14 protein-coding genes and 2 tRNA genes are annotated in these 13,457 nt (G+C 70.3%); 4 read left to right on the plus strand and 12 right to left on the minus strand.

Features of this window, described 5'->3' with window-relative positions; genetic code table 11:
• Positions 1-1,107 precede the first annotated feature (1,107 nt).
• From OG435_RS45545 to OG435_RS45600, 12 genes are all read right to left on the minus strand, one after another.
• Positions 1,108-1,326 (minus strand): hypothetical protein, encoded by a 219-nt coding sequence (locus tag OG435_RS45545; RefSeq protein WP_266887219.1) that lies wholly within the window; start codon positions 1,324-1,326, stop codon positions 1,108-1,110.
• A 395-nt stretch (positions 1,327-1,721) separates the two neighbouring features.
• Positions 1,722-2,093, minus strand: a complete 372-nt coding sequence (locus OG435_RS45550; protein WP_266887221.1) for a hypothetical protein — start codon at positions 2,091-2,093, stop codon at positions 1,722-1,724.
• Positions 2,094-2,153: 60 nt separating this feature from the next.
• Positions 2,154-2,498, minus strand: a complete 345-nt coding sequence (locus OG435_RS45555) for a hypothetical protein (protein ID WP_266887223.1) — start codon at positions 2,496-2,498, stop codon at positions 2,154-2,156.
• A gap of 76 nt (positions 2,499-2,574) precedes the next feature.
• Positions 2,575-2,871 carry a hypothetical protein gene (locus OG435_RS45560; protein ID WP_266887225.1) on the minus strand — a complete coding sequence of 99 codons (297 nt, stop codon included), beginning with the start codon at positions 2,869-2,871 and terminating at the stop codon, positions 2,575-2,577.
• Positions 2,872-3,098: 227 nt separating this feature from the next.
• Positions 3,099-3,174: transfer RNA gene (locus tag OG435_RS45565), tRNA-Glu, on the minus strand.
• A 364-nt stretch (positions 3,175-3,538) separates the two neighbouring features.
• Positions 3,539-3,612, minus strand: a tRNA-Ala gene (locus tag OG435_RS45570).
• A gap of 328 nt (positions 3,613-3,940) precedes the next feature.
• On the minus strand, positions 3,941-4,579 hold the full coding sequence (locus OG435_RS45575) for a hypothetical protein (protein WP_266887227.1): 639 nt from the start codon (positions 4,577-4,579) through the stop codon (positions 3,941-3,943).
• Between the two features lie 164 nt (positions 4,580-4,743).
• The gene (locus OG435_RS45580; RefSeq protein ID WP_266887229.1) at positions 4,744-6,549 is read right to left on the minus strand and encodes a hypothetical protein; all 1,806 of its coding nucleotides are present in this window, start codon (positions 6,547-6,549) and stop codon (positions 4,744-4,746) included.
• A 29-nt stretch (positions 6,550-6,578) separates the two neighbouring features.
• Positions 6,579-7,778, minus strand: coding sequence for a hypothetical protein (locus OG435_RS45585; protein WP_266887230.1), 1,200 nt, complete (start codon positions 7,776-7,778; stop codon positions 6,579-6,581).
• A 448-nt stretch (positions 7,779-8,226) separates the two neighbouring features.
• The gene (locus tag OG435_RS45590; RefSeq protein WP_266887232.1) at positions 8,227-9,501 is read right to left on the minus strand and encodes a hypothetical protein; all 1,275 of its coding nucleotides are present in this window, start codon (positions 9,499-9,501) and stop codon (positions 8,227-8,229) included.
• A gap of 55 nt (positions 9,502-9,556) precedes the next feature.
• Positions 9,557-9,772, minus strand: a complete 216-nt coding sequence (locus OG435_RS45595) for a hypothetical protein (RefSeq protein ID WP_266887234.1) — start codon at positions 9,770-9,772, stop codon at positions 9,557-9,559.
• Positions 9,773-10,164: 392 nt separating this feature from the next.
• Positions 10,165-10,827, minus strand: a complete 663-nt coding sequence (locus tag OG435_RS45600) for a hypothetical protein (RefSeq protein ID WP_266887237.1) — start codon at positions 10,825-10,827, stop codon at positions 10,165-10,167.
• A 197-nt stretch (positions 10,828-11,024) separates the two neighbouring features.
• On the opposite strand from OG435_RS45600, the gene OG435_RS45605 reads away from it, so the two are divergent.
• From OG435_RS45605 to OG435_RS45620, 4 genes are all read left to right on the plus strand, one after another.
• The gene (locus tag OG435_RS45605; protein ID WP_266887239.1) at positions 11,025-11,432 is read left to right on the plus strand and encodes a hypothetical protein; all 408 of its coding nucleotides are present in this window, start codon (positions 11,025-11,027) and stop codon (positions 11,430-11,432) included.
• Positions 11,433-11,496: 64 nt separating this feature from the next.
• Complete coding sequence (locus OG435_RS45610; protein WP_430625862.1) at positions 11,497-11,919, plus strand: hypothetical protein; 423 nt, start codon at positions 11,497-11,499, stop codon at positions 11,917-11,919.
• Between the two features lie 168 nt (positions 11,920-12,087).
• Entirely contained in the window at positions 12,088-12,624 is a 537-nt protein-coding gene (locus OG435_RS45615) for a hypothetical protein (RefSeq protein WP_266887243.1), read from the plus strand.
• Positions 12,625-12,673: 49 nt separating this feature from the next.
• Entirely contained in the window at positions 12,674-13,435 is a 762-nt protein-coding gene (locus OG435_RS45620) for a hypothetical protein (protein WP_266887245.1), read from the plus strand.
• Positions 13,436-13,457 lie beyond the last annotated feature (22 nt).

The following is a 13,457-nucleotide window of genomic DNA, read 5'->3' on the forward strand; positions in this document are numbered from 1 at the left end:
GCCGGGAACCGCGAGAGGGCTGGCATGAGGAACGCGCCCGGTCCCGCCGCCGCCCGGAGACGACGCCAACGTCGCAGCCGCCGGTCTATGCCGTGGCCGCACACCTCCGGGGCCCAACCTTCAGCCCCCGCTCCCCGGGAGAGAGCCGCGAGCGGCCATGCCCGCCCGCGGGCGGGCATCAGGTGTCACGCTGTCACGCCCGCCGTGCAGGTAACCGGAAACCCAACGTCTGTGCAGGTCAGAGCCATTCTCCGACGGCCGTGACATTACAGCGTGACAGCGAGCCCCTGTGACATCCGAGGGGGTCGCCGGTGGGCCGCCGTCCTCGACGCGCGGTCTGGGGTGTTGCGGGGCCTGCAACTCCGGGCTCGCAACCGTGATCGGGAGCCGTACGGCGCCGTCGGCAGGTGACGGGAGCGCGGTGCGCGGCGGCGGACCTCGGCGCTCAACAGGCGGACCGACCACGGTGGAACCCCCCGGACGAGCAGGTCCGAGGGGGAACACCGCAAGGAGGCTGGACTCAGGTCCCGAGCGCTGCGAACCGGGCGCCGACGTTCACCGGACAGAATCGGACGGTCTCGGACACCACCGGACAGCGGTGGACGGCGCTGGCCCGAGTCCCGGTCGCGGATCCGGAGCAGTGGATGACCCCGGCCGGCCAGACGCCCGTGGAAGGCGGGACGGATGGGTGGGGTCCGAGGTGGTCGCGCAGGGTCCGTGCTGGCATCCGGGTCCGTGCCGGTGTCGGCGTCCGGGTCCGTGGCGCGGTCGGGGTCCGGGTCCGCGTCGGTGCGCGTCGCCGTGCCGTCGTCCGCGGGGGTGTCCTGGACGGTCTTTGACCCGGCGTCCGCCCCTGCGGCGTCCTTGTCGGCGTCCGCGTCGGCGTGCCGGGCCTGCTCCTCGCCGGCGGCGCGCGGGGCCCCGGCAGCATCGACGAGCGGGCTTGGGGACGGTGGGCGCCAGGACGAGGTCCTGCGGCCTGTCGGTGTCCGTCCGCACGGTCGGCCAGGGGAGAATCCGGACCGGAGCCCGTCCGCGCTCCTCGCACGTTGCGCGGGCGGGCCGTCCGCTTCTTCCCTGCCGGCAGCCGTGGGCGTGCCCCAGGTCTCACCGTCCGCTGGCGAGATCCTCGTAGGCGGCCACCGCCCGGCCGGCGAGCTCCTGTTCGACGGACTTAACGACCTTGAGGGCCTCCTGGTCCAGCCGCTCCGGGTCCAGGACCTCGAAGAGGCTGGTAGAAGAGCCGACACCCCGCGCGGGTCTCCCGTGCGGGGTGCGGCCATATCCCCTGACACAGGGGCGGCAAGCGACGCTGATGCAGGGCACCTTCGGCCCCCTGCTTGCGTTGCGGGCGGCGGCTACGTCCGGCCACTTTCTGAACTGTAGAGAAGCCGCTTCGTCAACAGCAAGGCCCTTCACTCGGGCGAGTGAAGGGCCTTAGGGCGGCCACGTACACGTGGCCCGGCGGGGCAGGCACTGGGTAGTGACCGCACCCGGACCCCACGCTTTCCCCGGGCCGGCCCTCGACGTCCGCCGAAGTTCGCCGGACAGAATCGGACGCGCCCCGAACAGCCGGCCTGAGCCCTGGCCGCGGATCCAACGGGGCCCCGGGGCAAGGCGAGCGACGATGGGGCGGGAGGGCCGCGCTCGGCGCGGCGGGCCGCCTGGCAACGCAGCGAGGGTGGACCGCCGGACGGGCTGGCGAGGACGGTGATGAGGAGTTACGGGTGATCCGCGCTGTGCTTGCGGTCGGTCTGCTCCACGCAGGCACTCAGGCGGGCGACGGTACGGCGGACGTCGGCGACCGCATCGCGCAGGACCTCCTCCAGCGCCTCCCTCATGCTGTGGCCCTCGCGCTCGTTGGCGACCGCGCGGGCCGCGCCCACCTCGGTGCCTTCCAGCGTCACGGTGCCGGTCATGACGACGTCGTCGGAATCGTGCTCCGCCGGCTGGTAGTAGTACAGGGCGTCCTCGGGCGTGGCCCGGCGTACCTGGAGCGCGACGGTGTAGCCCTCGTGGACGAATTGGGCGGTGCCGTCGAGGTCGAGACGGAATCCCGGGTCGGCGGGGGCGCGGAGTTGACGCAGTTCCATGCGGTCTTCCGTTCGTGATGGTGGCATCTTCTGCGGTAGGCGTGAGCCGGACGCTGTTGGTCAGTCGTCCAGGAGAGGGCCGTAGTGGTGCTGGTGCAGGTCGATGGCTTCGTGAATGTCGGCTTCGGTGAAGCCGCACGACTTGGGCGAGAGCGTGGCGCTGGAGAAGTCGATGGAGATGTCCAGCAGAACGCCCAGCAGGTCGTGGAGGTCGCGCGGGGGCAGGGTCAGGGTGTGGCGGGCGCTGCCGGGAAAGAGCTGGGCGGTGACGAGGTGGGCCAGGCAGTGCCAGGCCGGATCCGGTCGGCCGAGAAGGTCGGCGCACAGATGGCGGGCGATCGCGGTGGGCAGGGTGACGATCGGCGCGGCGAGCATGGCGTTCGGCCGGCAGCGGTAGCGGGCCATCTGTGCGCTCCTTGGGTAGTGGACGGCGGGGCCGGAACGTCGAGCGGGTGCTCCTGCGGGGACTCGAATCGGGGAATCACGAAGAGGCGTAGCCCACGAACAGCCAAGTGCCGTCATCCACCGGGATCGCACCGGCGGGCCCCCACTTGTCACGGATGCGCTCGTCATCGGTTTCCAGGAGGTTCTGGGCGCACGTCTCGGCGGCGTCCTGAGACATGGGGCTCTCCGTGATCAGCACGAAGTCGCGCTTCTCGGCGATCGTCCCGGTGTACCCGCCGTGCCCGAACTCCCAGGCCGCGTCCTCCCTGGCGCTGAAGAACGCCGTTTCGACGTTCTCGCCCTCGCCGGTGGTGATGAAGTCGTAGGCCCCCATGGTTCATGCTCCTCTCCGGCAGCGCCGTGATACGGCCGCCCGGAAGGGCGGCGGGACAAGTCCCCGTAGAGCCGCTCGGGATGCGGAAGGGCGTGACGACCGCTTCGGCGGGCGACGGGGCGGGAAGCGAGTCGGGGCGCGGTCGTCTCAGACCGGGCGGGTCGCCTGTCCCGCAGTGGCAGGGGTCGGGCCACCGCTCGCGGGGAGCTGTGTTGAGACGTGGTGCGTACCCTCGGCGGGATTCGAACCCGCGGCCTCCCCATGGAGAGTGGGGCGAGATGAGCCGGACTACTCCACGAGGGCGTGGCTTCCCGCCGGCGACCGGGGACCAGATCGGATAGGGCCCACGAGGGGCTTGCTCGTCACCTTCCCCGGCCGGGGCGGGGCCGCCTTTGGCCCCTCCCCAGGGACCGCGAGCGACGCGTGCCAGCGGACCGGGTCCGCCGGGGGAAGCATCACCTTCCCGCTGGCACGTCGTGAACTCTGCGGGTACTGCTCCCGCTCCTCCCCCACACGGGGGCGTGCTGCTGACACCACGAGTCCCAGAGGGCGCGCTTTCCCTCCTTCAACCCGCGCCGGGGATCAACCGGGCAGGTTCGTTCTGGTGTGCTGGTGCGCGCCCTCTCAACGGGGACGTCGCCTCTGGAGGGGCGCGTACCAACACATAGCGATCCGAGGGGACTTGAACCCCTGACCCTCCCCCGGCGTGGGGGCCGCTCTACCGGACTGAGCTACGGACCTGCCGGACGGAACGAATCGGCCGCTCCGTACCGTCCAGCGCCGAAGAGGACCGATCGACCCCCTTTGACGTTTCTAACTATACACAACCATACTGGTTGCGTCAAGTTTTACGCGCCACGCATTGAGGATGCCCCCAACTCGCATCGGGCTGCCGCAGCCAGCCGGAAACCCTCTCGGATAGACGGGCGGGCGCGGCTGGCGCGGAGAGCCCCGAGGGGACGCCGCGGAACAGCCAGCCCACCACACGCCATAAGAGCGCCGAGCACCACGGCAGCGGCGAGCGACGCGTTCTCGGCGTCCGCCCAGGTCTCGCGACCTGGGCGGACGGCTACTTCTTAGCCTGATCAGCAGCCGTGGCTGTGGCGCGGTCGCCGTCCTGCACCTGCTGCAACCGCTTGAGGGTCGCGGCCAGTACATCGTGGACGCCTGTGGTGTCCGCCCCCGCGCCTTCGATCTTCACCCGGAGGTTGACGTTGCCCGAGCGGCTGAACGCGTAGATCGTGTCCTCGCTCTTTCCGGGGTTCACGACGAAGGCGGAGTCCTCACCGACCGGCTCTTCGGGAGCCTTTTCCTTCGACGACTCTGCGCCCTTCCAAGCCGCGTAGGCGGCCTTGGAGTTCTCTGGCGTGTCGTAGAGGCAGATGTCGACGTCCATCATGTTGTTGGTCGAGCCCTCGTAGGTGAACCATGCGCTGCCGGCGCGTACCCACCCCGTGGGTGAGGACTTGCTTTGCGACCCGGCGCAGACCGTGCCGTCCGAGGCCACGCGCTTGCCCTTGTACGGCTCCCAGCCCGAGAGTACTTCGCCCGCGCCCGGGAGGGCCTGCGTGATCTCACCCTGATCGAGCGCCTTTGTTATCGGCTTCGCTGCCGCGTCCTGCGAGGTGTCGGACGAGCAGGCGGAAAGCGTGGCGATGCCCAGGCCCAGGACGACAGCGACGGCGGCGGTAGCTCGTGTGCGTGACATGAGCACACCCTAATTCGCCGTACGGACATCCTGTCATCCGGTCTGGACGGGGAGATCTGGAGCGCTCCGGGGGGCGTCGTCGCTCACGGCCCGTCGCCAGCCGGCAGAACCCGCACGGGAGGTCCCCTGGCCTGAGGGCGAAGCAGGGTCAGCGAGTTGACCGGTCACCGTTCGGCACCTGATTCTGTGGCACCGGCGTCCCGGAGGGTGGAGGCCTCCCGGTCGAGGTTCTCGGCCAGCGTCTGGTGGCGGTCGTGCAGGGCCTGCCACGCCGGGGGCGGTTCGGGTTCGCGGACCGCGTCGCCGTCCCAGATCGGGCCAGGTGTGAAGACGGTGTGCATCTGCTCCCGCAGCTCTCGTTCTTCCTCGCTGGTCGCGCGCACCGGGGTTCCGCTGTGCAGGTCGACGACGTCCTTAGCCCCCAGTGGTGTGACCAGGCCGTTGCCCAGAAGGTGGACGATGCGCACGGTCCACCACTGGGAGTTCTGATGGTCGAGGCTGGAGGCGTCCCGTGCCATGTCCAGCGCCGACAGCGCGCCCCGGCGTCGGACCTGCCCGAGCAGCTCGTGATGGAGATCGGTCAGCCGCGGCCGCTTGCGGGACCGCGGCTCAGCAGGAAGCGGGGGCAGGTTGACGGCCCCGCGCATCACCTGGTGCATGCCGCTTACGCAGGCGTCCTGGTAACGCCAGTGCCACCCGCGCTCCCGGTCGGGCCGGTCGGCCAGCTCCAGGAGCCCGGGACACACGGAACACAGGCGCAGGCTCAGCGGATCGGACTTCGCGCTGTCCTCGCGCTCGGGCCACCACTGTCGGGCTTCCCCGGCGGGCCGACCGCAGAGTGAGCAGCCGGACGAATGGTGAGGCTGCTGCGCGAGTGCGGCCCTGGTCTCCCGGAGCGTCCAGCGCAGCGGCTGGTACCAGCCGAACGATTCGTTGTCGCTGCGCCCCAGCTGCGAGCACAGCCGGCACAGGCCGATGCGGGACTGGCTGGCTGCTTCCCCCCGCGGGGCGACGCGCTCGCTCGGCTCGGCGCGCTGACACCAGGAGCAGTGTTCCAGCGGCTCCGGATCCGTCGGCTCCTCGTACGGGCCGGTGGGCGGGGCTGCGCGGGTCAGGTCTCGCTTCTCGCTGAACAGCACGGTGCCTTGGGCGCCGCCGTGCGACTGGAAGAGCCGCAGGACTTTGCTGCGGCCGGCGAGCGCCATGCGGGTCTGGAAGTGCCCGTAACCCCGGAGGTCCCAGGCGCGATCGCGTTCGCGACGGTCGTCAGCCGCGTCACGCAGGCGCAGTTCGGCCTTGTGCTGCTCGGCCGGGTCATCGAGCCGGGGGCACAGGACGACTGCGAGATCCACGTGGAGGAGGGGGTCTCGCTGCGGGTCCGCGTAGTCGCCTGCTGTTCGGATCTCCTTGACCCACCAGAGGTGGGCGTCGGGGTCGGCATTGATGGCGGCCGCGGCCTTGACGACCTTGGCCACGAGGGCGTCCGCGCGCTTTCGGGTGGATGGTCGTCGTCCGGAGGCGTGTCCGAGGCTGCGTCCCTTCGGCGTCAGTTCCCAGCGCCGGTCGTCCCGGTGATAGCACTCGAGGTCCCCGCACTCGTAGCAGGCGTCGCGCCTGCCGGGAGAGGTGAGGTATCCCGCGCGCACCATCTGCTTGAGGTAGTGCTCGGCGTCGATCGTGCTGACCTGTGCGAGGCGTTCGACGTCCCGTACCTGCAGCCCCCAGGAGTCGCCGCGTTTGAGAAGGTCGCGGGTCACCCGCAGCGGCCGGCCGAACCGGGTCTCGGCCAGGTCGACGAAGACCTCTCCCTCGAACCGGCCGATGCCGCCGAGCGGAGCCAGGGCAGGGCCCTGGTCCTCGCGCGCGTACTTGGTCGCCACCTCCTTCAAGATGCCGAGGAGTCCGCCGGTGAACGAGTCGTCGTTCTCTCCGGGGGCCCTGCGAGGGGCCTGGTCGTCGTCGGTGGCCACGGCGGCTCTCCTCGTCCGGTGGTGCGTGTTCACGGAGTGGGGTTCCAGCCGAGCGCCCTGGCGATGACCGGTACACCGATCGACAGGGTGAACACCGGGCCCAGGGCGTCGGCGTCCAGGGTGCTGCCCACCTGGTCGAAGTGGTCGGCCAGGGTGCCCTCTTCGAAGCCGTCTTCCAGGAGGTTCCACGGCGAGCGGCCCGCGGGGCGCTCGCGTTCCTGGGTGGCTGCGGTGACGGCATAGCAGATCGCCGCCGGCCACAACTGCTCCACCAGGTAATCCCGGTGGCCCCTGGTGGCCCCTTCCTCTTCCCCCTCGTCCTCGTCCAGCTCCAGGCTGGCGGCCAACTCCGTGCGGTAGTGGTCGCGCAGGTCGGGATGGGCCCGTTCCACGGCTGCTACGAGCGTGGCCAAGCTGGTGCCGGGCGCGAGGCCCTCAAGCGCCGGAGGCAGGTCGCCGGGGGGAAGCCACACCCACACCTGATCCGGGTCGGACCAGTGCGGTAGCGGCCAGCGGAAGCCGCCTGCGCCCTTGAGGCGCTCTTCGAGTGCCGGGCCCCCCGCGCAGGCCAGGAGGGCCGTCACCGCCGACCAGCCGGCGGGCGCGGCGAGGTCGTTGTCGGTCATCGCGTCGATGGCGTAGGCCAGGCGCAGGGGGTGGCCGCCGAGGATGTCGCCGTCGAAGACGCAGAAGGGACAGACCAGGAGGCGGTCGGACTCGGTCGGCGGAAGCAGGTGGGCCGAGGGGTAGCTGTCACCACACAGTGCGCACGTCGCGCTGTTGATCAGCTTGGAGACCTCGGCAGCGCGGGCCAGCGCGAGCTGCTCGCTCACCTGGCGGACCAGGTCGGCGCCAGGGGTGGTGCCGGGGAGCTCGAGGACCATCGCTTCCCGCGAGGTGGGGATCTTGGGGGAGATGAAGCACAGCTCAGGCACGACCGTGAGGTCGTACTGGTCCGCGTCGTCGGGATCCGCTTCGCTGTCCGCTGCTCCTGGGCGGGAGAGCAGGGACTGCACCGGGCCGAGCCAGCCGGTCCAGACACCGCCTTCGGGGAAACCGTCATGCTCCACCGGCCAACCAGCGGCCCCGAAGGACCGGACCAGTCCTTGCTGGATATCGGCCGTCAAGATGTCCCTGGGCTCGGACGCGTGGATCCGGGCAGCGCGGGCGTGGCTGCCTTCGCCTGCCTCGGCGCGCACGGCCAGCTTCTTCTTACGGTTTCGGGTCATGGGTGCTCGTCATCCCGTGCGGTCCCACGTCCCGCACTTCGGAGTCCAAGCGCAGGTGGTCACAGTGAGATTCGACAGAACCTTGTCCGCCGGCGCCGCTGGCCACGTGGGGGCCTACAGCATCGGATTCAGGCGGTCACAAACGCCGCACTGACCGTAGCGTGCGGGTCCCGTGCCGGGCAACCGGCTCCGGTGAAACCCCGGCCCGTGGTAGGGCGGGCGTCGGGGTCGCGGTCGTGAGTGTCGCCCGAACGCCGCATCGGGCGAGCGGGGCTGCCGAGTGCGTGGAGGGCCCTTCGTCGAGGTGTCAGGCGACTTCTGCGAACCCGGCGCCCCCGGTGTCCAGACTCGCGGTCGGGCACGGAGGTGGTCGTGGGGCGGGTGGCGGGCGGGAGACGTCCGTGAGGTCCTCTCCTCGGCGCGCGGGGGCGACGAGCCCGTTCGTGGCTCAGCCGGCGTGGGGCGTTTCGGCGCGATGAGCCGGAGGGACTGGAGGGACCGAGCTGGCGAAGTAGTGGAGGCGCTTGAGGTGGCTGGACAGCGAGCTCTGGAGGGCGGCTTCGACGCCGCGGAGTTTCGCCAGGTCGTCGCGTACGGTCTGGCGTCGCGCGGCGGCCGTCTGCTTGCCGACTGCGATGCGCAGGGCATCGAGGTCGGGCCGGTCCAAGTAGTACAGGGCAACGGCGCGGAGCACGGCGGAGGCCCGCTCCGTTGTGGCTGATGGTGCCGAGGCGAACTGGTCTCGCGCGACGGGCACTCGGGCCGGAAGGCGTGGCGGCTCCGTCGGAGTGATCACGGTGGTGCCGGCATGGTTCCAGCCACCGTGCACGGTGACCCCGTTGATCTGCGGCATTCCCTCTCGGTGTCGGCGGTAGGGGTCGCTGGTGGTGGAGCGCCCGTACGAAACGTACAGGCCCTGGGGAATGACCTGGCTGCCGTACCGGTCGGGGCCGACCGTGAAGAGCCCACGGACTCGCGGTCCGTTCACGGCGTAGACGACGCGCCCGGGGTGGGTGTTGACCTCTACCTCGCGCACGGTGAGCAGACCGAGTCCCCTTCCGTCGCTCGCGGTCATCGGCAGCTGCACGGGCTCGCCCAGCACAGGCCGCACCGGGGGCTGGTGGCGCCGGATGAGACCGTTGATCTGCGCGCTGCGTCGGCGCTTGTCGGTGCGCTCGATGCGTGCGGCGGCGAGCTTCCCCTCCAGCTTCTCGATCGCACGGGTCTCATGGGCGATGTGGCTCTCGGCGTCACGTGCCCTCGCTGCTCGTACGAGGGCGTTTCGGTCGGGACGCTTGCTCCAGTGGCGGACGATGGCCGGGATCACGGCCTCGAGCACCGTGCGCGCACCGTCGGGAATGCGGCGGGTGGCGAAGTCGCTCAGGAGCACGGATATGCGGGAGGCCAAGACGTGGGCAGGTGGCCGGTCGGGGTCGAAGAGCTCGCTGGCGCCGTGGATGCGGACGCCGTTGACTACTGGCTCGTCGGGGCGGGGGGTGAACGGTCGGACCTGGTCGGGGCCGTCGCCGAGGTGGACACGAATCATGTGGCTGCCGAGGGGAGCATCGAGGGGAAAGACGGGCACCACGACGAACGTGCCGCGCAGTCTGCGGCCGCTCACGATGTACCGAGTCTGTCCGTGCTGGAGGACCTGTGTGGTGACGGAGATGGCTGGGAGGCCGGCCACCGTGAGCTGCAGTGCTTCGGAGCTCCTCGGGAGCATGGTTGTGGTGTCCTCGTCGACGGCCCTCTGGCGGCTCCTCAAGCTGGCCTCGCCTCTACGTGAGCTTGGTCATCGTCGGAGTGCTGTCGATGAGGACCGGCCGCCAGTCATCGCCGAGGTCGACCTCGTCGCCGCACTGACGGCACAGTTCCCGTTCTGCCTCCGCCACTTCGACGGCAAGGGCTGCGATCTTGTCGGGGTCGGTCTCGTCGGTCTCGACGATGACCGCGGTGTTCGCTGCCGTTGTCAGCGGCACGCTGTACTGAGCCATGAGGAGTCCCTCGTCGTGACGGCGCCGGTCTGCCGGCGCGGGGAAGAGATGGATGTGGCAGGCCTGGTGGGTCGTGTCCGTTCACCGTTGCCGGTGGCGGGGGTGGTTCTCGTGCCCTCGCGCCTTCGCCGCCGAAGGGGCCTCCAGCGACCCGCGGACACTCTCGGCCTACACGTAAAAGTTAGCCCACCTTGACCCTCTGCGTCAAGTTATACGCGCCCATCTCGACGCCGCTTCTTCGCCCAGGGGGTCCTCCGGGGCCTGCCTGCACGCAGGAGCGCCCGCGCGGACGCGGGCGCCGCCAGGCGTGCGAAGCAGCCTGCGGGGGGCATCGGCTGCATCGGCTGGGCAACTTCATTGACGGGTTCTGCGACGTTCCCGTCCGCGTGAGTTCACCCGCGGTTGTTGACGTACGGCACGAGGCCGGCCGCGGTGAAGCCCAGCGCGCGGCCTCGGCGGAACTCATCGAGCCGCGCCCGGTCGGTGTACTCGTCGTCGGGCACACCCGGCGGGGTGCGCACGCCGAGCTGAATGCCGTACAGGCACAGAGCGAACCCGGTGGACACGACAGCGGAGATCCAGGCCGGGTCGAAGGGGACTGCTATCCGTGAGTACACGCCGCCGTCGGGCGTGCGCAGTTCGAGCCGGTCGTCGACGAGGCGGTGCAGCTGCCAGCCGTCGGCCGGTCCGAGCTGTGCGAATCCTCGCCCGAACCTGGACAAGCCAAGGGCGATGGCCTGGTCGGCTTGCTGTTCGCGCGGGGGCTGGCCGGGCATCCTCGTCATCAGGGCGCGGGCGGGCTCGAAGAGGGCGACCGGCAGTTGCCCGCTGGCGCCGCGCTCGGCGGTCACCTGGCCGGTGACCGGGTCCACCCCAGAGGCGATCTCGCCGAGCTGCAGCGCAGGGTCGTTCCAGAACGCCACTCGTCCGTGATCATCGACCGTGCCGGCAATCGCAGCGAACTCACTGTGCATCGCCGCTTCGTTCACGACATGGCCATCGATGTTGAAGCGGCCGCTCTGCTGCCGCTGCCTCTTCGCCTTGAACCTGCCCATTCGAACCTCCCAGTTGGTTGCACCCCCGCCTCGTAGGACGAGCAGGCGCGCCGGTACGGCGCTGAGCCGTACAGGGATGCTCGGGCGATAGCCCTGTGGACAGAGGCCAGCGATTCCCGCGGGGATGCTCCTGCGACACGCGCTCCTGTCACGTGACCTTCCGGGGGGTGTCAGTGGGCGCTGGCACAGTGGGTGCCATGGCCGTCACCATGACCGCGACCGCGCCGGACCCGCTGCTCAGCAGCCTGCAGGGTCCGCTCCTTCTTCTGGTCCGGAACAAGTTGAGTGATCGCGCCGAGGGTTTGCGCGGCACGCTCCCGCAGCACCCGGACGGTGCTCACGCCCGTTTCGTCTGGTGGCAGTCCTTGAACGCTGGTCAGGCCCGGCAGGCGATGCTTCTGGAGCACCTGACGATGCTGGTCGGGCACCTTGATGGGCAGCCGGCACCAGGCTTCGGTCCCGAGGACGTACTGCCTGAAGCCGCGCTGCAGGAAGCTGAGGGGTTCGACGATGAGCTGTCCGGGCTGATCTCCCGCTACCGCCGGGTGCGGAGCGCCGTGGCACGCCAGGAGACTGGCGGGGGCATCGGTCGTCGCTCCGGCTGACGCTGAAGAGTTTGCGGAGGCACGGACACTGCCGGGGTGCGCTCCGTACGCTCGGTAGGTGTTCATGTACCAGTCCGAGGTGATGGCCCCGTGTTGCGCGATGGGCCTGGTGGTCCAGATGGCCTTCGCGCGGGCCAGGAGCCGCCACGAGGTCGCGCTGAAGGTGTCCGGAGAGGCGCGCACCACCTACGCGTCGGTGCTGGTGGCCCTGGTCAACTGGTGCGAGCACCAGATCGACGCACACGAGGCGAACCCGGGCCCTGTCCCGGGGTGCGCGAGTTGCAGTCGCTTCGAGGTTCCGGTGCCGCCGGAAGCGGTCGGCGACGAGCCGGCGCTGACCGTGGAGGAATGGGCGTTCGAGCGCCGGATTCACCAGGTGGCTCATCGACTTGCCCCACGGATCGTGACGCTAGAGCCGACGAGTCCGTCAGAGCGCCCGGCCTCCGAGGCACTCCTGCCGGTCCACGGCGCGGCCCAGTCCATCTGAGTAATCTGCCACTCGGCCTTCGGGAAGCGGATCGACGCCGTGCACCCATGTGTGCGGGCACCTCATCAACGGCGCGTAAAACTTGACCAAGAGGTCTGTGTCGAGTAAATTAGTGAGCGACGGCGAGGGGTCCAGACCCTCGCCCTACTGCCTAGAAGAGTGGAAACGATGAGCCCGGTAGACGCCCTCCTGGCCGAAAAGATCCGTGCGTACCCCTGCCTCTTCCGCAATCGCACCCAGGCGCTCCACCAGGCCCTGATCGTCCTGGGCAACGGCATGGAGTGGCGGGGCGGCCTTCTGGTCCACCGCGCTCCCGACGACCGCACTTGCGCCGAGGCGCACCTGCGACGGCGGGCCACTCCGGAGGAAGTCGAGCTGTACACGTCCCTCGGAGTCGAGCTGCCCTCGGAGCGGCTGACCGGCACCTGCCCGGCCGAGGCTCTTCGCCCCCGCGCAGAAGAACTCGCTGCGGCACCCGGCGATCTGAACGGCGATCCGTATCCGCCGAGTCCCAGCCTGCCGATCTTCGAGATGCCCGAGGACGCCGACTTCCACTGGCTGGCCGCCGCCCGCGAGATCGCCGCCGTCGTCGGCCCGCTCTGGGTGACGCCCTCAGCCGCTGAACTCGCATACGAGAACGACTACACCTCGGCACAGCGCAAGGCCGCGCTCAAGCTGCTGAGCGCCCGATTCGACCGGCCCTGACTTCGACAGGACACGGTTCCTTCTATCGCGACAACGGGAGGCCTCCCTCATGCAGACGCACTCCCCCCATGGTTCCGCGGCACGCAATCTGCGCGCCGCCGAGCGACCCGTCGAAGTTCTGCGGGCAGGGGCACACGCCGTACGGGCGGCCGGATCCACCATCGTCGGGGCGGCCGGGCCGAGCTCGACCACGACCACGACCACGACCACGACCACGACCAGGCTGTACGAGTGCCGCGAGTGCCGCCAGCGCGCTCCCCGTGAAAGCTTCGCCGAGCTCCGCTGCACACAGGAGATCGAGTCCGCTCGCGCCCTGGTGCTCGCGCAGGAGTTGGTACCGGCGGCGTTCGGCCAGTGGGAGCGCCTGGGCGCGCCTCCCGCGGAGGGAGCGCCGATCGGGCGCAGTGCCGCTGTGGAGCTCGTTGCTTCCGAGTTGACCGGAGGCGCTTCCCACGCCTGGGAGGAGGAGGGCCTGGTGCTGCGGCGTGAGAGCACCGCGATCGTGCTTGCGCCGTACAAGAGCCCTGCCGAGCGCGCGGCCGAGGCTGCGGCTCGCGCGGCCGAGGACGCTCACTGTGATCAGGAGCTGGCAGACACCGAGTTCGTGCCGTTCGAGGACCTCGCGGTCGGCGACGTCGTGGTGCGTGGCTACGGGGACGGGCGCCGTGCGGTGGTGCTGGGCGAGCCGGCGGAGTTCGCCGACCGCTTCGGGCGTTCCATGCGCCGGCTGTGGTGTCGTTCGCTGGAGTCGGGGGCGGAGGGGTGGGTGGAGTACGGGCCGGGCGGTCAGACGCTGCGCGTACGGCGCTGACTCGGTCGGGGCTTCGGCCTCC

This window comes from Streptomyces sp. NBC_01264, from assembly GCF_026340675.1.
Lineage (GTDB): Bacteria > Actinomycetota > Actinomycetes > Streptomycetales > Streptomycetaceae > Streptomyces.

Excerpts from the sequence above, each read along its gene's own strand:
- OG435_RS45550 (WP_266887221.1), bottom strand. The coding sequence starts at position 2,093 with ATGGAACTGCGTCAACTCCGCGCCCCCGCCGACCCGGGATTCCGTCTC.
- OG435_RS45555 (WP_266887223.1), bottom strand. The coding sequence starts at position 2,498 with ATGGCCCGCTACCGCTGCCGGCCGAACGCCATGCTCGCCGCGCCGATC.
- OG435_RS45560 (WP_266887225.1), bottom strand. The coding sequence starts at position 2,871 with ATGGGGGCCTACGACTTCATCACCACCGGCGAGGGCGAGAACGTCGAA.
- OG435_RS45575 (WP_266887227.1), bottom strand. The coding sequence starts at position 4,579 with ATGTCACGCACACGAGCTACCGCCGCCGTCGCTGTCGTCCTGGGCCTG.
- OG435_RS45585 (WP_266887230.1), bottom strand. The coding sequence starts at position 7,778 with ATGACCCGAAACCGTAAGAAGAAGCTGGCCGTGCGCGCCGAGGCAGGC.
- OG435_RS45590 (WP_266887232.1), bottom strand. The coding sequence starts at position 9,501 with ATGCTCCCGAGGAGCTCCGAAGCACTGCAGCTCACGGTGGCCGGCCTC.
- OG435_RS45595 (WP_266887234.1), bottom strand. The coding sequence starts at position 9,772 with ATGGCTCAGTACAGCGTGCCGCTGACAACGGCAGCGAACACCGCGGTC.
- OG435_RS45600 (WP_266887237.1), bottom strand. The coding sequence starts at position 10,827 with ATGGGCAGGTTCAAGGCGAAGAGGCAGCGGCAGCAGAGCGGCCGCTTC.
- OG435_RS45605 (WP_266887239.1), top strand. The coding sequence starts at position 11,025 with ATGGCCGTCACCATGACCGCGACCGCGCCGGACCCGCTGCTCAGCAGC.
- OG435_RS45610 (WP_430625862.1), top strand. The coding sequence starts at position 11,497 with ATGTACCAGTCCGAGGTGATGGCCCCGTGTTGCGCGATGGGCCTGGTG.
- OG435_RS45615 (WP_266887243.1), top strand. The coding sequence starts at position 12,088 with ATGAGCCCGGTAGACGCCCTCCTGGCCGAAAAGATCCGTGCGTACCCC.
- OG435_RS45620 (WP_266887245.1), top strand. The coding sequence starts at position 12,674 with ATGCAGACGCACTCCCCCCATGGTTCCGCGGCACGCAATCTGCGCGCC.